Annotated in this window: 16 protein-coding genes; 10 read left to right on the forward strand and 6 right to left on the reverse strand. The window is 44.4% G+C overall.

Annotated features, from left to right (window positions below):
* Positions 1-98 precede the first annotated feature (98 nt).
* The 4 genes from ACT7WV_RS03930 to ACT7WV_RS03945 all read left to right on the forward strand — a co-directional run bounded on the left by ACT7WV_RS03930 (position 99) and on the right by ACT7WV_RS03945 (position 5,171).
* Positions 99-1,250 (forward strand): aromatic ring-hydroxylating dioxygenase subunit alpha, encoded by a 1,152-nt coding sequence (locus ACT7WV_RS03930; protein WP_445101647.1) that lies wholly within the window; start codon positions 99-101, stop codon positions 1,248-1,250.
* 392 nt (positions 1,251-1,642) lie between these two features.
* Positions 1,643-2,923 (forward strand): aminotransferase class I/II-fold pyridoxal phosphate-dependent enzyme, encoded by a 1,281-nt coding sequence (locus tag ACT7WV_RS03935; RefSeq protein ID WP_445101648.1) that lies wholly within the window; start codon positions 1,643-1,645, stop codon positions 2,921-2,923.
* 191 nt (positions 2,924-3,114) lie between these two features.
* Complete coding sequence (locus ACT7WV_RS03940; RefSeq protein ID WP_463424212.1) at positions 3,115-4,203, forward strand: hypothetical protein; 1,089 nt, start codon at positions 3,115-3,117, stop codon at positions 4,201-4,203.
* Positions 4,200-5,171: an NAD-dependent epimerase/dehydratase family protein gene (locus tag ACT7WV_RS03945; RefSeq protein WP_445101650.1), complete on the forward strand. Its 972-nt coding sequence runs from the start codon at positions 4,200-4,202 to the stop codon at positions 5,169-5,171. Before ACT7WV_RS03940 ends, ACT7WV_RS03945 begins: the two co-directional genes overlap by 4 nt.
* 4 nt (positions 5,172-5,175) lie before the next feature.
* On the opposite strand, the gene ACT7WV_RS03950 is transcribed toward ACT7WV_RS03945, so the two are convergent.
* Positions 5,176-5,892, reverse strand: coding sequence for an ABC transporter ATP-binding protein (locus ACT7WV_RS03950; protein ID WP_463424213.1), 717 nt, complete (start codon positions 5,890-5,892; stop codon positions 5,176-5,178).
* 353 nt (positions 5,893-6,245) lie between these two features.
* On the opposite strand from ACT7WV_RS03950, the gene ACT7WV_RS03955 reads away from it, so the two are divergent.
* Positions 6,246-6,752 (forward strand): hypothetical protein, encoded by a 507-nt coding sequence (locus ACT7WV_RS03955; RefSeq protein ID WP_445101651.1) that lies wholly within the window; start codon positions 6,246-6,248, stop codon positions 6,750-6,752.
* Positions 6,753-6,778: 26 nt separating this feature from the next.
* Positions 6,779-8,158: a D-alanyl-D-alanine carboxypeptidase gene (locus tag ACT7WV_RS03960; protein WP_463424214.1), complete on the forward strand. Its 1,380-nt coding sequence runs from the start codon at positions 6,779-6,781 to the stop codon at positions 8,156-8,158.
* 230 nt (positions 8,159-8,388) lie between these two features.
* On the opposite strand, the gene ACT7WV_RS03965 is transcribed toward ACT7WV_RS03960, so the two are convergent.
* From ACT7WV_RS03965 to ACT7WV_RS03975, 3 genes are all read right to left on the reverse strand, one after another.
* Positions 8,389-8,955: a RipA family octameric membrane protein gene (locus tag ACT7WV_RS03965; RefSeq protein ID WP_445101653.1), complete on the reverse strand. Its 567-nt coding sequence runs from the start codon at positions 8,953-8,955 to the stop codon at positions 8,389-8,391.
* Complete coding sequence (locus ACT7WV_RS03970) at positions 8,945-10,270, reverse strand: pentapeptide repeat-containing protein (protein WP_445101654.1); 1,326 nt, start codon at positions 10,268-10,270, stop codon at positions 8,945-8,947. The genes ACT7WV_RS03965 and ACT7WV_RS03970 overlap by 11 nt, the downstream gene beginning before the upstream one ends.
* Positions 10,271-10,469: 199 nt before the next feature.
* On the reverse strand, positions 10,470-11,594 hold the full coding sequence (locus ACT7WV_RS03975; RefSeq protein ID WP_445101655.1) for an N-acetylmuramoyl-L-alanine amidase-like domain-containing protein: 1,125 nt from the start codon (positions 11,592-11,594) through the stop codon (positions 10,470-10,472).
* 100 nt (positions 11,595-11,694) lie between these two features.
* On the opposite strand from ACT7WV_RS03975, the gene ACT7WV_RS03980 reads away from it, so the two are divergent.
* Positions 11,695-12,939 carry a cysteine desulfurase-like protein gene (locus tag ACT7WV_RS03980; protein ID WP_445101656.1) on the forward strand — a complete coding sequence of 415 codons (1,245 nt, stop codon included), beginning with the start codon at positions 11,695-11,697 and terminating at the stop codon, positions 12,937-12,939.
* A gap of 108 nt (positions 12,940-13,047) precedes the next feature.
* Here ACT7WV_RS03980 and ACT7WV_RS03985 read toward each other — a convergent pair whose 3' ends face one another.
* Positions 13,048-13,485: a tetratricopeptide repeat protein gene (locus tag ACT7WV_RS03985; RefSeq protein ID WP_445101657.1), complete on the reverse strand. Its 438-nt coding sequence runs from the start codon at positions 13,483-13,485 to the stop codon at positions 13,048-13,050.
* A 216-nt stretch (positions 13,486-13,701) separates the two neighbouring features.
* Here ACT7WV_RS03985 and ACT7WV_RS03990 point away from each other — a divergent pair, with 216 nt between their 5' ends.
* Together ACT7WV_RS03990 and ACT7WV_RS03995 are read left to right on the forward strand one after the other, a co-directional pair.
* Positions 13,702-14,385: an SDR family oxidoreductase gene (locus ACT7WV_RS03990; RefSeq protein ID WP_445101658.1), complete on the forward strand. Its 684-nt coding sequence runs from the start codon at positions 13,702-13,704 to the stop codon at positions 14,383-14,385.
* A gap of 153 nt (positions 14,386-14,538) precedes the next feature.
* Complete coding sequence (locus ACT7WV_RS03995) at positions 14,539-17,481, forward strand: CHAT domain-containing protein (protein WP_445101659.1); 2,943 nt, start codon at positions 14,539-14,541, stop codon at positions 17,479-17,481.
* A 34-nt stretch (positions 17,482-17,515) separates the two neighbouring features.
* Here ACT7WV_RS03995 and ACT7WV_RS04000 read toward each other — a convergent pair whose 3' ends face one another.
* The gene (locus ACT7WV_RS04000) at positions 17,516-18,346 is read right to left on the reverse strand and encodes a PHP domain-containing protein (RefSeq protein ID WP_445101660.1); all 831 of its coding nucleotides are present in this window, start codon (positions 18,344-18,346) and stop codon (positions 17,516-17,518) included.
* A 320-nt stretch (positions 18,347-18,666) separates the two neighbouring features.
* Between ACT7WV_RS04000 and ACT7WV_RS04005 the strand changes: the two genes are divergently transcribed.
* A complete protein-coding gene (locus ACT7WV_RS04005; RefSeq protein ID WP_445101661.1) occupies positions 18,667-20,340 on the forward strand; it encodes a DUF262 domain-containing protein in 1,674 nt (557 codons plus the stop codon).
* Positions 20,341-20,496: the final 156 nt, after the last annotated feature.

The following is a 20,496-nucleotide window of genomic DNA, read 5'->3' on the forward strand; positions in this document are numbered from 1 at the left end:
GCGGCACTCTTTTGATTCCCGCTTGACCACTGGATTGACGAAGAAAAAGTTAAGAAGCTAAATAATTGTCAGATACACACCCAAAAGAGGCAAGAGTAATGGAACTGGCTACAACCTTAACCAGCCAGACAGTTCAAAGTGCTGTCCGAGAGGTGGGTATTAACCTCAATTACTGGTATCCAGTTGGTTGGGCTAACCAACTAAAATCTGGGAAGGTTATACCCGTAAGAATTTGGCACAAGAGCATTGACTCAACGAATCGACAAGGCGCGATCGCAGTTTACCGCGATGCCAATGGTCAGCTTCACGCCCTAGAAGATACCTGTCCCCACAAAGGCGTTGCCCTCCACAAAGGCATCGTGCAGGGAGAACATCTCGCTTGTCGCTATCACGGTTGGACTTTTGACGGTACTGGCAAATGCGCCGGAATTCCCTACCTTTCCCCAGAGCAAAAGCTGCCCTGCGCACAAGTAAGAAGCTATCCAGTCCAGGAAAAATACAATCTGATTTGGATTTTTCCTGGTGACAAAGCTCTCGCTACAACTTGCCAACCGCCGGAAATGCCAGAAGTTGGCAACCCAGACTGGTTAATGGTGCCAATAAGCGCCCGGATGCAGGCTCATTTTTCCATCTGCAATGAAAACTCCATGGATGTATTTCATGGATTTTTGCACCAAAACCTCCAAGGTTGGTTTGATCCGGTACTGAAAAGTTTACGGGCAACAGAAGACACTGTGTCTGCTGAATATGATGTTTCCTACAAAGGTCGTATGGCAAAGTTTATCGGTCTAAGCGACCAAGCCGATCAGGTCACTACGCGCACCGTTTCAGTTCAGTACCGCTATCCCCACTACTACAGCTCTCTGGAGGGAGTTTCTCAACTCTACTTGATGCGGTTACCAGTGGGAGCAACAGAAAGTCGCTCCTTTGCCCTGTTCTTTCTAAAAATCCGCTTGCCTAAGTGGTTCCGACGGCTCTTGACCCCGATACTGCAAGCCTTGTTGCAACGCTTCGTGTTCATGAAATTTCTTGAGCAAGATATTGAAATGATGGAAAGTGAGCAGCAAAATTATCTAGCGAATCCTCAACGGCACTACGTGGAAATCAATCCAGCAATTATTGCGGTTCAGCGGCTAATTATCCGTCAATATGAAAAATTCGTGCAACAATCTAGTGAGCAACCAAACCATCAGCCAGCAGACTCGCGAGCAGTTGATGGTGTTAGGGTTAGCGAAGCGATGCCGTACTAAATCCGTGGGTGCAAGTCTACACAATAAGAATGCCCTGCTTAGCGAACGAGCGTCCCAGTCTATCGGCTTGTTATCTATCCTCAGCGGTGGTATCAAGCTAAGTTGAACCAACCAGAGAAATTTCAATCACTTAATTTATAAGATGAAGGCAATCGTAAACGCTACCTTAGAGCAGTTGATCCAGCTTCTGTCCAACTGGAGAAGTATGCTACTTCAGGACAGAGCAACAGTAGTAATTGAGTTCCCTACATGGTTAGATGCTTTTAGTAAGCACTCATCAGGCATACTAATCAATCTGGATAGCTATTACTCCAGCTAGAAAATATACTTTTTTAATACTTCTTTAGTCAGAGGCGATAGGCTATCTAGGAATAAGGTGTGAGGAGCAAACTGTGCAAGTTGTTAAAGAGTACGTCCAGCGCTGGTACGAGAGTGGGTTAGACCCCGATGAGTATATCTGTCACCAAAAGCAGGGGAATTTGGTCGAGATTGAATCAGCTGCCACTGGCAAGCGTCAGACCGTTCTAACCTTCTGCACAAATGATGTTTTGGGTTTAGTTCAAGAAGAGGCGGTTAGGCAGGCTGCTATTGATGCCATCCTCCAGTATGGTACTTCAAATAGCTCTTGCTCCGTCTTAAGCGGTCGCATTGATTTGCACCGGCAGTTAGAAGATGAAATTTCTGAGTTTAAACATCTGCCTTACACCCATCTGTTTGTTAATGCCTGGATGGCGATGCAAGCCTTGGTAGATGCTTTCTGCCACTTAGCAATTCCGGTGCCGGGTTTTCAGAATACTAGAGAGACTTTGATTCTTACCGATGTGCTCAACCACGGTTGCATTGTCTCCGCCGTAGTCAACGCCGGAACCCGTTCCGGCAAGGTGTTTGGTCATAGTCCCCGCGTTAGGGTAAAAGCCTACCGTCACTGTGATATCAACGACTTGGCACGCAAGCTACAGCGTTATGCTCGCCCCACTGACCGGATCATGGTGGTTTCCGATGCGGTTTTTTCTATGGATGGCGACATCGCACCACTGCCAGAGATGATCGATGTGCTGCAAAATTACGACGGCAGCGTGTTAGTGATGGATGAGGCTCACGCCAGTGGCGCAATTGGCGCAACGGGAAGAGGCATTTATGAACACTTCGGCATTTTGCCGCAGCAGGCAATTGAGCGGGGTGTAGTACCGTTGATCATGACAACCTTCTCCAAGTTTGCGGCCTCAGCAGGAGCCGCCATTAGTAGTCATGTGGAAGAACTCAAACCACTGCTTAATGTTTCTCCCACTTCGATTGGCACAATTTCTTTACCACCACCAACTACCGCTGCTGCCTTAGAAAGTATTCGCCAGGTTCGTAAATCTCCCGAACTAGTCCAAAGACTACAAAAAAACACTCGATATTTACGATCGCGTCTAGCTGAGGAGAATTTTATTGCTAGTGGCGAGACTAATGTTGTCCCAGTCATCTTACCGCCAGAAATTAACCCCAAGATCTTCGGCAGACAATTACTAGAAAAACATGGAATTTGGGCTTCTCCCATCTGGTTTATCGCTAAACCTCGTATGCGGATTACCGTTAACGCCCTTCATACTCAAGAAGATATGGAGCGTCTGGTGAGTGCAATGGTAGCAGTTCGGGATTTATTGTATAAACCGACGATTAGTGCCTGAAGTCGGGGTGCAGGTTAGTAGGTTGTCGGTGAGAAGGTAATTTTCCTTCAGGTTAAAACAGCCAGATAAGAGGTAAAAGAGAGCCTGCAACCTGCTAACCTGGCTTAGGACTAAGGATAGAAAAAGTTATCAAAGTGCAGACATCTATCTCTATTCAGGTGAAGGCTGTAACTACTCCAGAAGACAAAGGCATGTTTCTGGAGGTGCCAGCACGGGTTTATGCTGATGATCCTAACTGGATACCCCCTGTGCGTAGCGATGTGGCTAAGCAGTTTCTACCCACTAATCCTTTCTTTGAGTACGGGAATTTACAGCAGTTTATCGCCCTAGACCAAAACGCCAAAAATCCCCAGGCGGTAGGACGCATTGTCGCAGCAGTTAATCGGCGTTTGCTCGAGAGGGAAGGCGAAAACCTTGGAGTATTTGGCTTTTTTGAGTGCTTGCCCGATTTAGCGATCGCGAAAGCACTACTCGATACTGCTGGTGAGTGGTTACGAGAACAAGGCATAACCAAGGTGCGCGGACCAATTGATCTATCGATTCACAACAATGGTTTATTATTAGTCGATGGCTTTGATTCGCCGCCGATGGTGATGATGCCCTATAATCCGCCCTACTATTATGAGTTTATGGAGTTAGAGGGCTGGCAGAAAGCCAAAGATGCCTATGCTTATGACTTCCCCCTAGACATACCCTTACCAGATAAATTTGAGAAAGCCTATCGGATTGCTTGTAAATCCGGTATCACCTTTCGTCCTCTAAGAACGAAAGGCAAAGGATTTGAGCAAGATTGTCTGAGTCTTTATCAACTATTTACTAAGGCTTTTACTAATAACTGGAGTTCTACTCCACGCAGTCAGGAAGAATTTTTAGCAGAAGCCAAATCCTTGCAGACTTTAGTAGACCCTGATGTCTTTCCTGTGGCTGAAGATCAGGGTGAAATGATCGGCTTTTTTATGGGCTTACCGGATTACAATATACCCCTAAAACATGTGGGGGGAAGACTCAATTTCTGGGGAATTCTCAAGTTTCTTTGGTATCGCCGCCAGATTGATCAAGGACGAGTTATTGCCATTTGCTCTCTGCCAGAATACCGCCGCAAAATGGTGCCTCTGGCTTTAATTTATTTGGGGATGCAGGGTGGAAGACAAAAGGGCAAACCCTATAAACGGGCAGAACTGTCCTGGGTTTGGGAAGATAATTTTCCCTCCCGCAAATTAATTGAAGCATCGGGTGGCAAAATATATAAAACTTACCGCATCTACGAGAAAGCTTTATGAAGGTACTCGTAACTGGAGCCAGCGGCTTCACAGGTTCTCACTTGGTGAGAGCATTAGAGAAGCGAGGGGATGTTGTTATCGGTTTAGTACGCAGCTCTAGCAATCTAGAGCGTCTCTCGCAGAGCAAAGTACAATTGGTTTACGGCGATATTACTGACCAGAACGCCCTACGCGCCGCGATGACTGGTGTAGACTGGGTTTTTCACACCGCTGCTTATGTAGAGCTAGGACTGGTTGATGCGGCGGCAATGGAGAAGGTGAATGTCGAGGGAACTCGCGCTGTGCTGGAAGTTGCCCAGGCTGTAGGTGTTGCCCAGGTGGTGTATTGCAGCACCATTGGTGTCTTTGGCGATACTCAAGGCGAAGTCGTTAACGAAACTTTCCAACGAACTCAGACTGACTTTTGCTCTGCTTACGATCGCACGAAATACCAGGCTCAACAATTGGTAGATCAATTTGCTGCTCAAGGTTTACCTGTGGTGAGTATTTTGCCATCGGGGATTTTTGGTGCAGATGACCCCCATTTTGGCCCTGTACTTAAGCAGTTTATCAAAGGAGGGCTGAAGTTGTGGGCGGGAGGCGATCGCATCACTGGTATCGTCCATGTGGATGACTTAGTCGAGGCGATGATCCTGGCAGCAGCAAAAGGCAAATCTGGAGAGTACTATATTATCTCTGCCGGGGATCTTAGTACCCGTGAAATGTTTGGCATCCTCAGTCAGGAAACTGGCATTAGAGTGCCAACAGAGGCTCCCCAACCCTTAGTTAGACTTGTGGGTAACATTCTCGATCCCCTGGGACGCCTGCTCAAATGGCAGCCACCCATCAGTAAAGAACGGGTACACTACATCTATGATCGCTGTGTTCGGGTGGACGCGACTAAGGCTCATCAGGATTTAGGTTGGCAACCACGTTCGGTAAAGCAGACATTGCAAGAGATTGTGGGGCAACTCCAGCAGGTTAGATGAAAATTTATTTTGCCCTTAAAGTCCCGTCTTCGAGATAAGCGACTCGGTCGGCTACATCAATAATTCGAGGGTCGTGGGTTACCATCAGTACGGTGCAGCCTCCTTCTTTCGCTAGGCGACGCAATAACTCGATAACATTGTGTCCACTCTCAGAATCTAGGGCTGCTGTTGGCTCATCTGCCATAATGATCGGGGGATTGTCTGCTAGAGCACGAGCGATCGCTACCCGCTGTTTTTGCCCTCCTGACAAGTCTCTAGGCTTTTGGTTGGCTTGTAGACTTAAGCCCACCTGATCTAGCAAAGCTTTGGCTTGATATCTTGCTCTTGAGCCGCGAATACCTTTAACATTGAGGACAACTTCCACATTCTCTGCTGCTGTCAGGGCGGGGAACAGGTTAAAACCTTGAAAAATAAAGCCAATGTTCTGCCGTCTAAAGCGTGTTAGCTGGGCAGGAGACATGCTAGTAATTTCTTCTCCGAGTAAGTAAACCTGACCAACTGTAGGTGTCAAGAGTCCAGCCAAGATGGATAGCAGAGTAGTTTTACCCGATCCAGAAGGCCCCATCAACAGTTGGATGTCACCGCGTTTCACTTCCCAGTCAATCCCTTTGAGAACCTGAAAGCGCTGTTGCCCTGCCTGAAATACCATCTCCACCCCTTCGGCAATGATGGTTCTATTTTCAGTAGCGGTTAAATTAATCGAGGTGGAATTACCCCGCAATCGTTTTTTAGTGAACACAATACGTTTAATTTTAGCAGCTTTTATTTCTTGAGTTTTAGACCGTAAGAAAGGAAAGTCAATGAGGGTTGTGCCGCTGCAAGTTACTGTCCACCATGATTACACTTTTGTGGATTTATAAGGAAATTTACCACTTACCAGGTAGTTATCGTGATCTAGACTCTGAGAAAAACAGATAAGTTCCTCTCTGGGAGGCAAGAGCTTGCCGATTCGGATTCAATAATGAATATAGAAGATCATGGGGAGTTGATCAGCAAACTCCAGGAAAAATTAAATCAAGATCAAATGTTTTTCTAACCAGAAGAAATGTAGCAAGTCGCACCTTTAATCAGTCAATGAGTAACCCCATTCTCGTCAATCTCCGGCAAGCCTTTCTCAACGCCCCCGGATTTTGGGAAAGTTCCCCCTCCAGCCGCAAAGGAAATTGGTGCAAACTGGTTTACGGACTTGACAAAAACCATACAGACGGCTATTCCCTGGAAGGCTCTTTTGTCTCACAACTAGAAGAGTTAGCCTACCAGCAACCCGGACTTTACCTTAGCTGTGAACAAAAAGGTCGCAAAAAGCAGGGCAACCAACAACGACTCTACTATCTTTTCCTGCTTGAGGCCCATGGTGAAGTAACTATCCTGAAAGAGTTTAAGTCAGCTAGTAAAGAATGGGCAGTACCTCTGTGGCCTGAGATTGAAGCCTACTTACACCAACAAACCAATTCAGCGGAAATTCGTCGTCAAGAGTTACTTACCAAGATTCAGGCTTTAGAATTTGAACTGAGTCAGCTACGGGCTGAACTAGCCGTACTGGAGATGGACCAACTCAAGCCGACAGAAGAGGAACTCTGAGTTAATTGCTAATGTCTGATAACAAAATGCCAAAAACAATTCGTTTCACTGCTCTCGTATCATTAGCATTATTAGCACTTGTGGCGGGATGTTCTGTTGAGTCTGATTCTTCTCAAACGCCAGTCAACCAGACAGAAACTGCAACAACACAAGAAAAACCGGAAAGAGTAGTCAAGCCTGTGAAAAACCCCAATCGCCCCTTGACTGCCTCTCCAGATAAACCAGATTCAACCACTCAACAACAAATTCAGCCCTACCTCAACAGCTTGTCCAGCAAAGGATTTGCCAAGGAAAGCCAAGGCATCTGGATACAAACCAATAAAACCCTGTTAGCCAATAACCAGGGTACAGTGCCTCTGTCTGCTGCTTCCATCACCAAAGTAGCAACTTCTTTAGCAACCCTCTCTACCCTCGGTCCAGATCACGAGTTTGTGACCATTATCGGAGCAACTGGGCCGATTAAAGACGGAGTTTTACAAGGTGACTTAGTAATTCAGGGAGCAGAAGACCCCTTTTTCGTTTGGGAAGAAGCGATCGCACTCGGCAACCAGTTAAATGAAATAGGTATTAAGCGGGTAACTGGCAATTTAGTCATCGCTGGCAAGTTTTACATGAACTTTATTGCTGACCCCCTAAAATCCGGGGAACTACTCAGACAAGGCTTGAATTCTCAGCTTTGGTCCACCGAAGCCCAAACCCAGCATCAAACATTGCCCCCAGGCACACCTCAACCCCAAGTAAAAATAGATGGTTCCTTACAGGTTTCTCCTTTAGCACCCAGCAACATGCAGCTTCTCGTCCGCCATCATTCTTTTCCAGTAGCTGAACTGCTCAAAAAGATGAACCGCTACAGCAACAACAAAATGGCCGAGATGTTAGCTAACACTGTTGGTGGTGCTAAAGTAGTAGCACAAAAAGCGGCTGAAGCCTCTGGAGTTCCGCCAGAAGAAATTAGCCTAATCAACGGTTCTGGCTTAGGTGTAGACAATCGAATTTCTCCCCGTGCTGCTGCTGCAATGTTTCTGGGAATTGAACGCTATCTTAAGCCTTATCAGATGAATGTTGGCGATATTTTTACCGTTGTTGGGCAAGATGAAGGCATCTTAGATGAGCGCGAATTACCTCAATTTTCAGTCATTAAATCGGGAAGTTTAGATGATGTTAGTGCCTTAGCCGGAGCATTACCTACCGAGGAAAAGGGGACTGTCTGGTTTGTGATTATGAATTCAGGAAAAGCTAACTTAACAGGGTTCCGCACGGCACAAGAATCTTTCCTCAATGAGTTAGTCAACCAGTGGGGAACCGCTCAATCCTTGCCACCAGAGTTAACGCCTAATCCTACTAGGGAAAACAAAACTTCTCGTAATGAAGTAGTGGAACAATCAGCAGATCAGGTTAGCAATTAATACTCTTTTCCCCTTTTTAGAGGATATACATGGGTAGAGGTGGGAAAAGGTTAAAGGTTAAAGTTAAAGGTTTTCTTTTTTATTTGTCTGCTGAGAGTCAAAAACTCCTTCACAAAAGCCCTTACCCTTTTCCCTGCGCCTGAAGACGCTTTATCCCTTTCCTCGAGCAACCATCTGTATCAGGATTACATGAAATTGGTATTACTTAGGAATCTCAATCAACGTAGCTTTTAAATCAACAACCTGTATATGGAATAGACAAGTAAACAAAGGTAGGGAATAGCAAGAATGAAAGGCACATACTTCTCAACCTTAGTTAAGCGTCTGTATTGCTGACTTTTATTTTCTTCCTTTAAAATTTCCCATTCTCGGAGGTAACAAGGAAAAGGTAAATAGGGTTCTATTTCATTAATCACTTTAAACTTTAGTGAATTAAGTTGTTTGTATGAATTGATATTTGCATACCACACATAACAAAGAACTAAACCAAGGATAGCTGTGGCTAAAAGGACGACGGCTTGATATTCCAAAAATAGTTTTTTGTCAATTATTAAAGAAAGCAGAGCCAATAAACCAGATAGCAATGATATGTAGAAGGTATTTGCCTGACCTCTTCTTGCGCTAACTCTATCCATCATCTCCACATACAATTTGTATTGTTCTAGAAGATGAGGTTGGAAATTTTCTCCATAGCTTTTTTTAACTGCCTCAACTGAATTAGGCTGAATAGTTTCTTGATGACCATTGCCTACTGTTACCTGTTGTTGCTTGTTTTGTGTTTGTTTGTCAGCTGTCATTTCTTTCCCTTTCCCTCTTTTGACGTGTTCTAAACTTTTTCTCTTGTATCCTCAGTCTCTTCTCTGATAGTTCTATTGCTTTGGCTTCAGCTGGAGCAATAACATCTGATTTAAATGAGGTAATCAGGTATTCAAGACTATCATAATCATAGATATCTAAGACCGAGCAATACTGCATGAAATCCCAGAACATACCCCATTCATTTTTGGGTTTTTCAATATTTCCATCGATTGAAACTTGTAATATCGGTTGAACTGGAACTGACGGAAGTGCAGGAATAATTTTTTGTAACTCTTGAGGAATTGCTTGGGGGTCTGTAAGGTCTGCAATAATAAATCGAGCTAGATGAGCAACAGTAGAGACAGTTTCTGTGATGTTTCGGCTAGCTGGTTTATCGAAGTCAAATAAAATTGGTAAGTAGTTACACTCACGTAATTTATCTCGAATTGCATTTAAGACTACTAATCGCTCTTCTGTAAATCGACCCAGAATTAGTACAGCCCGTTGAGCAATGGTGTCAATAACGTTGCGGATTTTTTTATTATTGAGAAGCAAATAGATGAACTGAGCAACTTCAATGTCGTCCACTGTGATAGTAGGCTCATCACGAGGGGTAATGACCAGATTCCTCTGTTTTGTTTCCTCATTTAGTTTTAATCCCCAGGCAGCAATTCCATAAATTGAACAATTGGTAAGATCTGCCCCCTCGAAATTCGTTTCGACTAGCTGAGCGCTTATGAATTTTGCTGAGTCGAGAATTGCCTCACTGAAATTTGTTCTTTTAAGATAAGAACCAGTAAGGACTGCTTGACTAAGATTGGCTCCACTAAAGTCTGCGTCCATCAAGTCAGTTCTGAATAATTTTGCCTCTGTAAGGTTTGCCTTGTTAAATTTAGCCTCACTGAGAATTGCCTCACCAAAAGATGCCCCAATTAATTTTGCTTCACTAAAATTTGCCTTCCAGAGTCCTGTACATCTGCCTCTAAATTTCGATCCGCTAAGATCTGCTCCACTGAAGTTTGCTTCTGGAAGTTGCGCTTCATCAAAAATTACCTCTCTGAGATCTGCCTTGCTGAAGTTGACTTCGGCAAGTTGAGCATTACTGAAGTTTGACCCACGAAGATTGGCTTGTGAGAGGTTTGCAGTCGCCTTAGTACATAGATTGGGTGCAGGACAACGAGATTCAGGGCAAAGTATTATACTACTGAGGTCTCCCCCACTGAGATCTGGCTGGATATAAGGATTTCTTTCTCTCCATATATTCCAATAATACGTTCCACGCCGAAGTTGCTTGAGATGTTCTTGATTTGCCATATAGCACTAACACGTCAGCTTGACTGCCATAAAATAACATGGACGGTTTGAGTAAAAATTGCCCCAACAAGAAAGCCCTGGCGATTGACTAGGGCTTTCTTATGTCCAATTAAGTATATGGATACAGTCTGAATTCCTAGGCTGTAGAAAGGGCAAACAACATAAAACTATCTTTATGTAGACGTTGTAAACGACATAACTACGGCTGTGACGGGAGACCCCTTGCGGAAGATTGTTGGATACTTTTGACACTCGCCTGACGCGGATCAATAGGTCGAACTACCAAAATACCGATCGCATTTTTCACATTGCCGACATACCTCTGTAAGTCTTTGGCAATAGTTACTTCCCCAATCGGTGAAGCGTGGATTAAACCCATGTTACCGTCTGGAGTGCGATAAACTAACCCGGTGTGGGTAACATCAAGACCAGGAAGATTAGTAGCAATTCCTACAATGTCTCCTGGTTGTAGCGACTCATAAACACTCCTAATCTGGTTTTGGGGAATGTAATTAAGCGTTACTCCCTGAAGATTGTCTTCCATCGCCACAATACACTGATAAGTAGCATCATCGCTGACTAGGCGAGGGTAACTTTGTCGATGGGTACTCATAAAATTCAGTTTTTTATTGAGCGTTACACCACTTAAATCCGAGCCGATATTTTCCACATTCTGGCGCTTCTGATTGTCATCAATCCATGCTGAGAAATAGTGTAAGCGGCTGCAATATCCCTCCATCTGACCATTAAGATAACGCTGGTCACGGATATGATCAGCAAAGGTGGGCTCGGAATAATCTTGTACTGCTACACCCCGCGCCAGCGCCAGTACAGTTTCAATAAACAATAGACAGTCAAATTCCTTGAGAGAGATCACCAGGTTTTCTTGTTCAGACTTATCTAACAAACCAGCTTGGTAAGATGCACCCAGAAATTGTTTAGCGATCGCTTGCATGATTTCCCCCATCGGTAAGTCATGCCAATTTTGACCGATTGCCTCCTCCATAACGCGCCTGAAAGTTTCTGCTGTTTCTGGATCGAGGGTTTGTCTGGTGGAAGGTTCTGTTTTTGCTTCATCCCATAGCGGCGCGGTAGTCTCTTCCTTGTCTAGGGAAGAAGAAAATTGCCCCGCCACTAACTGCCCGTTCATTATCAAGGGAAAATGATTAATTGAGTTGTCTTGCCAATTTTCAATTTTCGATTTTCGATGGTCAATTTTCGATTGAACGGAGGGTTGATCGGTTGGTAAGGCAAAACCCGCCGTGAAACCACAAGCGATCGCCGGTAAGATAATAGCGAACCCGAAGCTTTTTATCATGTTCATGGGGACATCCTCCTCAACCAGCCGCTTTGTAGTAGCCATCGGTTAGCTTAGCAAAAGTCGAGTCAAGGTTGAGAAAAATAACACCGAAAATCTGGAATAAATGACAGATCAAACATCCTTGCTGATTAATTTTGTCCGAGATCAGTTTCCTTCTTTAGCTGGCGACTGGACTTTTTTTGATAATGCTGGTGGTTCACAAACCCTCAAGCAGGTACTAGACAGAATTAATGAATATTTGCTGACTTCGGATGTGCAATTAGGAGCCTCTTATCAAGTATCGCAGCTAGCAGGGGAACGTGTCGCCCAAGCCGCGCAGGCAATGGCAACCTTGATTAATGCCAAATCTCCCTCAGAAGTGGTTATGGGACCATCTACCACGATGCTGATGCGCCTTCTGTCGCTGTGTATTGCCCAGACTTGGCGTCCGGGTGATCAGGTAATTGTGACCAATTGTGACCACGAAGCTAATATAGGTGCTTGGGTTGATCTCAAAAAACAGGGAATTGAGGTTAAAGTGTGGCGGATTAACCCTGATACTCTCCAGCTACAGCTAGAGGATTTAGCCGCATTACTGAGCGATCGTACCCGTTTAGTTGCTTTTACCCATGCTTCTAATATTTTGGGAACTATCAATCCAGTTAAAGAAATTACCCAACTAGTTCATCAGCATGGGGCAATGGTCTGTGTTGATGCTGTGGCGTATGCACCCCACCGCTTAATCGACGTTCAAGATTGGGATGTGGATTTTTATGCCTTTAGCTTTTATAAAGTTTATGGTCCCCATTATGCCTTGCTTTACGGCAAATACGAGCATTTGTTAGCTATGCCGGGGATTAACCATTATTTTATTGAGCAAACCGATATTCCCTATAAGTTTCAGCCGGGAAACGTCAACTTTGAGTTAAGTTACGGCATGTTAGGTTTCTGTGACTATTTGAGCGAACTGGCTCAGTTTGGTGCCAGTACACCCAAGTCTACTGATTTAAGAACTCAAATGGTGCAAGCCTACGATTTGATCAGCGCCTATGAGGAGTTGATTGGCGATCGCTTTCTCAAATACCTCAATAGCAAACCCCAGGTGCGGATTATTGGTCAACCCCAGGCAAATCGCCATTCACGAGTACCAACGATTTCTTTTGTTGTCGAGGGAGTCAGCAGCGAGAAGATTACTCTAGAAGTTGATCGGCATAACATTGGTATTCGCTTTGGTGACTTTTATGCCAAACGACTGATTGAATACTTAGAACTCGACAAGTTTAATGGAGTAGTGCGAGTCAGTATGGTGCACTACAACACAATTGAGGAAGTTGATCGCCTGATAGAAGCTCTTGAACAAGCTTGGTAAATGCCTACAACTGATGGAAAAAGAGGATTTCTCTCAAAGAAACCCTCTTGATTACTAATAAATCTGATATCGCCGAATTGGCAAAGCACTCAAGTGAGACAGCAAGTTTCATAACCCAAGTAAATTGATCAGCTTTTGCCAGATTGACCGACGTCCATTACCCAGTATTTGATTGTAGCTAGCGTAGGCGTTCTTGTAGTGACCTAGTTGGTGTAGTGCTACCCCCCGGAACAGTGAAGCCGCCGGGTCATGAGGCTTGATTTCCAATGCTCTTTCAAAGCTGCTGAGGGCATCCTCATAGCGATCCAGATGAGTCAGTGCACCACCGCGCAACATCCAAGCTTTGTGGTTGTCTGGGCTAATTGCTATGGCCTGGTTATAACTGGCAAGTGCTTCTGAATAATGACCCAAGCTGGCTAACTCTTTGCCTCTCTCACACCAGGATTCTGGATCACCAGAGCGAAATTCTGGTACTCTGGCTGAAGGAACTAGGCTAGCGAGTGTCATCGTATCTTGGTACACACTCTTCAATAAGTAATTGGTCATTATCTTTAGTGTCTCTGATTACAGGTGGCCGTGAGCAAGCAGGAATTTTGCCTATGTTTCAACCGTAGAACCCTGATGTTGAGGATTGTGTTTACGCAAACGTTGCTTTTCTTATGCAGAATTTCCTTTCGAGCTATAAGAAGTATAGTAAATGTAAAATAGGATACTGAAAATAAAATTTTTATTTAAATTAAGAAGACTACACTAAACTTAAAGATGCCCAAAACCATCGTTATCACAGGGGTCAGCCGGGGACTAGGTAGAGTCATGGCAGAGGGATTGAGTCAATTAGGACACACCGTTCTAGGTTGTGCTCGTTCAGAGACAGGGATAGAGAAACTTAAGCAACAATTCGGTTCTCCCCACAATTTTACAGCGCTGGATGTGGCTGACGAGGCTCAGGTCAAAGCTTGGGCCCAGCGACTGCTTAGTGAGTATGACGCCCCAGATTTGCTAATTAACAATGCGGCGATCATTAATCAATTAGCACCACTCTGGGAAATTCCCAGTGATGACTTTTCCCGGCTGATTGATATCAACATCAAAGGGGTAGCTAATGTGCTTCGCCACTTTGTACCAGCGATGATTGACAAAGGGAGTGGTGTTATTGTTAACCTAAGTTCCGGTTGGGGTCGCTCTACATCCCCTCAAGTTTCTTCCTATTGCACCTCAAAATGGGCGATTGAGGGTATGACGCGATCGCTTGCCCAAGAACTACCCAAGGGGATGGCAGCGATTCCTCTGAGTCCCGGCATCATCCACACCGATATGCTGGAAGTTTGCTACCCAGAAGATGCCGCCTCCTATACTTCGCTCACAGACTGGAAAGAAAAAGCAGTTCCCTTTTTGCTCCAGTTAAGTCCCTCAGATAACGGTATGCCTCTGACAGTTCCTGAGTAGAGGTACTGGCGCTCAAGAAGTTTTAGAGTTGTGCTACGGGAAAGTGGGGAGAGTCAGGAGTAAAAATTAAAGCTGAAATCGTCTCATCGCACTGATTGAGCCTCAGATGATTGAAAGATAAGTCAGCTTTAATCAATCAAACCTCTCTATCTTATGCTTTCTTATTCAAGGTTTCTTGGCGTGGCAGCTTCTACTGCTTTGATTTGCCTAAGTTTGCCTAGGCCTTTGGGGGGAACCACTGTTGATGTTTTCTCTAACTTAGCAAAGCCCAAACTTTCTAAAAACAGCAGTCATCGGCTAGATAAGGATGATTTAAAAGTAGCTCATACCTCTCTAGAAACAACTTTAGAGAGCAATAGTGACTCAAGGAACATTACTAGTAATAATCCTGATAATTTCCCAGGGAACTTGACAAGTCTTAAGTATCTAGTGGGTATCTGTGGAGCCAGAGAAGATTTAGACAAGTCGGTTGACTATTTATCAGCAAAGCAAGCTGTTGCCGAAGGAGCAGAAGAGAGCGAAACTAGGTTACAGGTTTTAATTGCTTTAGGCGATACCTACAACTGTACAGGAGAGTATCAGCAAGCAGTAAATTCAGCGGAAGTTAGCTTAACTTTAGCCAAAGAACTACAGGATTCTCAAGCTCAAGTAACAGCTTCAATTATTCTAGCTAGTGCCTATCAAGGTTTAGCTTCTAGTAATAGTGAATATCAAAAAGCTGTCAAAATAGCTAGATCAGGTTTAACAACAGCTTGGAGAATTAATAATCAGTATTTAGAAGCTAATGCCCTAGCAGTTCTTGGTAGTATTTACAGTTCACTCAAGGAAAATAAAGAAGCAATTGCTTTTGCTAAAAGAGCTCTTAAGATAGCAGAAGTAAATGATCTTCCGGCTGTAGCTGCATCTTCTCAGTTGACTTTAGGAAGCACCTATCTAGAATTAGGAGACTATCAGTCAGCTATTGAGTCAGCTAAAGCTAGTATCAATTACCTCAATAAACTGCAACAGCGTGAGGCTGAGGGTGCGGCTTGGGTTATGCTAAGTTTAGCCTATCTAAAGCAGGGAAATTCTCAAGCAGCTAGGGAATCAGCTTCCCATAGTTTGGCAATTTCCCAAACAGTTAACAGTCCATTAATTGAGAGTTTAGGGCTAATCGTTTTAGGCTTGGCTGATAGTGAATTAGAAGAACTTCAAGCAGCTATTGAATTAGTTAACCGCTCCCGAATGATTACTAAGGAGCAGCAAAAAAATGATTTAGAAGTCGTTGCTCTAGAAGCGCTAGGGGGAATCTATAGAAAGTATCAACAGCGAGAAAAGGCGGTTGCTGCCTATCAAGAAGCAGTCGCTATTGCTCCAGATAACTTTAGTGTTAAAGCTGGATTGGCAAGCGTTTACACAGATTTAAATTTTTTAAGCTCTGCGATTACTTATTACAAGCAAGCAATTAATCAAAATGAAGTACAAACACAGCCATCAATTTCTGGATTACCTGTTTGGTTAAAACACTCCTTCCCCAAGGCAGTACAAGATATTAGTGGTGTGCCAACTGGTGAAATTTACCGTTCTTTAGCTAATTTACTGCTCATAGAAAAACGCCCAGTTGAAGCACAGCAGGTATTAGAACTTTTAAAAGCACAAGAGTTTAAAGAATACACAGGCAACACTGTTACTCAAAGTCAGCCCGTCCAACTTCCAGTGACACCGACTGAAGAACAAATCCTGCAAGAGTATGGTAGTTTAATTAGCTTTGGCGCTCGACTTGAAGAATGCCAAGAAAACAGTTGCTCTGAGCTAGAACAACTTTTAGAAAAACGGCAATTCCTGAACCAGCAATATTATCAATCACTAGAACAACTAGAAGCAGAAATTAGTAACAAGCGTGCTTCTGACCAAGCTTTAATAGACCCTAATCAATTGAATCTCAAAGCCCAAGCAATTCTTGCCGATCAGCCAAATACTGTACTTATTTATCCCTTGATTTTAGCAGATGAACTCTGGTTGCTTTGGGCTTCAAAAGGGGGCATTGTTAAAGGGGTAAAAGTTCCCGGGGTTAATCAAGCGCAACTAGAAGTAACAGCCTTAAAGTTTCGCCAATTGTTACAAAATCGCCTTTCTGATGTTGAAGAACTAGAAGCAATAGGTAAGCAATTATATGACTGGTTGGTTGAGCCTTTGGAGTCAGAGCTAAAAGCAAGTGGTACCCGTAACCTGATCTTCTCTTTAGACCGTTCTGCACGCTATATTCCCCTGAACACTCTGTTTGATGGTGAGCATTACTTGATTGAGAACTACACCATCTCAACCATACTTTCAGCAGAATTAACTGCTCTGCCATTGTCCACAGATGAACAGCAGGAGTCAAGAGAACAGCCAGTTTTACCGGAGTCAGTTCCTCCTATTGAAGGTCAAGAACCCTCTATTTTGGCGGTAGGTTTATCGGAAGCGATCGCTGGTTTTGGTCCTTTACCTAATGTACCAGCAGAATTAGATTTAATTGTTCGGCAAGATGCGGTTGATTCACGGGGCATCTATCCTGGTCAAAAGTTCCTCAATCATGACTTTAATCTATTTACTCTGCGCAATAACTTATCTGAACATAAGGTGCTGCACATTGCCACCCATGCTCAATTTGTCCCAGGGCCAGCATATCGTTCTTATCTACTACTAGGTACGGGAGAAAGACTGGCAATTCCTGATATTGAAAACTGGCTCAGCGTACGTGGCAGCCTGCGAGATATAGATTTGGTCGTGCTCTCAGCTTGTGAAACGGCACTGGGTGGCCCGGGACTAAACGGCAAGGAAATTGCTGGGATTGGCTATTACTTTCTCAAGGGTGGGGCAAAAACGGTGATGGCATCTCTGTGGCGCGTCAATGATCAAAGTACTCAGCTACTGATGGAGGAGTTTTACAACAATTTAGCCAGAGGAACATTGACTTCGCCCGTAACAGCAGCAGAGGCGCTACGTCAAGCTCAATTGGCACTAATGAAGGGCAAAAGTACACCATCAGCAGAGCAATCAACTGCTACTAGAAGGTATCAGTACAGCCATCCCTATTACTGGTCAGCTTTTATTTTGATGGGGAATGCATTCTAGCCAAACTCGCCATGCTTCTTAGCCAGGAGAAAAGTCAACTACGCAAACTGTAAGCTGCTTGTTTAATAGGTTCCAGTAAGGACAAAGGTAGATTCATCATGTTGAGCTTGCTAGTTGTTGGTGGTTGTCCTTCGGGGCTGGGGCCGTGATAATCACTGCCTCCCGTCATCAGTAAGCCATACTGATGGCATAAAGCCTCAAGATGTCTTACTTCTTTGGGGGTGTGACCAGGATGGTAAGCTTCTATACCCATCACACCAGCATCAACCAATTCCTTGAGTACTTCCTCAACTTCACCCCCACGGAAGAGGTAAGGATGAGCCCAGACTGGTACTGCGCCGCACTCAAGCAACAAACTAACTCCCTCAGTGATCGAGAACTTTTCGTAATCTACACAGGCTGGTTGGTCATCCCCCAATAGACAATCGAAGGCTTCGCGAGTGGACTGGCAATAACCAGCTTTCACCAGCGCTCTGGCTAGATGAGGACGTCCTGGTGCCATGCCTTCACCTAGTTCTGGTAGGGTAATTGGGTAACCGAGTGCTGCTAGTTTGGCGATGATTTGACGAGCGCGACGTTTACGCCCTTCTAAGCGTTCCGACAGAGGGTTACGCAGCTGATCGGCATTTGGGTAAAAACCCAGGATGTGCAGAGAGCGACCATTGTGAACGGTACTCAACTCGACACCAGGAACAATTTCTAGCTGATGGGAAGCTGCTGCTGCGATCGCTTCGTTCCAGCCAGAGAGAGTATCGTGGTCAGTAATCGCTAGGGCGCTTACTCCGGCTTTAATTGCTGCCTCGACTAGTTCGGTCGGGGTCAGAGTGCCGTCAGAGCAGGTCGTGTGACAGTGGAGTTCAATCATCTATTTATTATGAGGTCACCCTGCTTAAGAAGTAAACGGTACAGTAACTAATTATTTGTCATTAGTAACAAGTTATTTTCGCTGTTGAGCAGCTAATTCTTTTAATATGCTCACTTGAAGCTTGCTGAGAGAGTGATCACTCTTTACCTAGTAGAGTTTGATTTGGAAAAGGCGATCGCCTTCGCCCAATTTTAGATATATGGATTGCTGCTATTGTCAAGCGTGTTGGAGCCTTTGAATCCTTGTTAGGTTTGATTGGTAGATACGTGATTGCCTGAAAAACGGGTAACTTTCACACAGCAAAGGACAAGTTAAACACAATGGAAGCTTCACCGGCTACAGTCATTCAGTATTTCAACGGAGAAAAGCAGAATCTTATTCCTCTGTTTCAGCGTCCTTATACTTGGGCTAAGAATAATTGGCAAACACTCTGGGATGATTTGATGGTGCAGTATGAGGAGGGTGATACTGGAACCCACTTTATGGGGGCGATTGTCTCTGTCCCAGCACGCAGCGTACCTGTAGGAGTTAGTAAGTATCTTATCATTGACGGACAACAACGCCTCACAACCGTGTCGTTACTTCTCTGCGCCCTGCGTGATTGTCTTGATCCAAATTCAGCCTCACGCATACAGGAAGTTTACCTGACTAATCGCTTCCGTGAGCCGGAGGATACTTTAAAGTTTGTGCCAACTCAAGCAGACCGAGATGTGTACCGAACCATTGCTCTCGACCGACAAGTTCCACCAGACAGCAAAGATGTTCGGATGGCTGCTGCCTATCACTTCTTTAAGGACAAACTTACTAAAACCACTGCTCCGAATGATGATCCCATAGATCCCGCTAAAGTGCTAATTACTTTGGAACAATCTCTCCAAGTTGTGATGATCAATCTTAGCGACGATGACGACCCATACTTAATTTTTGAGAGCTTAAATTTCAAGGGTGAGCCACTTACTCAAGCTGACTTGGTGAGAAATTATTTGCTGATGCGCTTCCATCACTCTATTTCTGCTGGTGGAGAGCAGGAACGCGTTTACTCAAGATATTGGATTCCAATTGAAAGGAAACTTCAATCCAATCTCCCTGAATTTCTTCGCCATTACATGATGAAGGATGGGGATGATATCAAAAAGGGCGGTATTTATGCAGCTATTAAGAAGAAATTGAAAGATATGAATTCAGCGGAAGCACTCGAAGCGGAAGCTGAATCTATGCGAAGGTTTGGAGAGTTCTATTCTAAATTACTCCTGCCAGGTCAAGAAGAAACGGCAAGCATTCGTGATTGCTTAGAGAACATCAAAGAACTTAAAGTAACGACCTCTTATCCGCTCTTGCTCCGTCTGTTTGATGCACGTCAAGCTGAACATCTCAGCGATGTTGACCTAGAAAAATGTCTTGGATTGATTGAGTCCTTCGTTGTTCGGCGGGCTGTTTGTGGAGTGTCGACCAAGTCTCTAAACAAACTTTTTATACAATGGAGCAAAAACTTTCCCAATACAGATCATATCCAATGGTTGCACCGTTCTTTGTCAGCAGGTAGTGGTAATAGCCGTTTTCCGAAAGATACTGAGTTTGCCACAGCCTTTATGACTCAGCCCCAGTATGGACGTGCGAGTACTCATTTTATCCTTGGTCGTCTTGAAAAATCTTTTCAACATAAAGAAACGGTAGATCTTTCGAGGGCAACAATAGAACATATCCTACCTCAAACACTGACTCAAGAATGGAAAGATGCACTAGGTTCGGAGGCAGAGAAAGTTCATCAAACCCTAGTTAGTATATTCGGTAACTTGACTTTAACTAGTTACAACTCAGAGTTGGGTAACCGTCCATTTCTAGAGAAAAAATCTAGACTCGAAAATACTCACATTGAGCTAAACCGATGGATTGTTCAGAAGTCTAGCTGGGGAGCGCCAGAAATTGAGGAACGAGCGAAAAGTTTACTGGAAATAGCCAACAAGATTTGGCTGGCTCCCTTGGATACAATTTAACCTCCGGAGAAAGGTTTTTGTTAATTCACCGATTGCAATAAAAACCTTATCCTGCAACGCTTGCCACGCCTCAATCTGCTGCTGTAGCTACTGAATGTGATCAGACCTCGGAGAATGAGGAAAAGCGATCGCTCTTTCATAGCCTGCCAACTTTAG

This window comes from Symploca atlantica LB2515, from assembly GCF_052546295.1.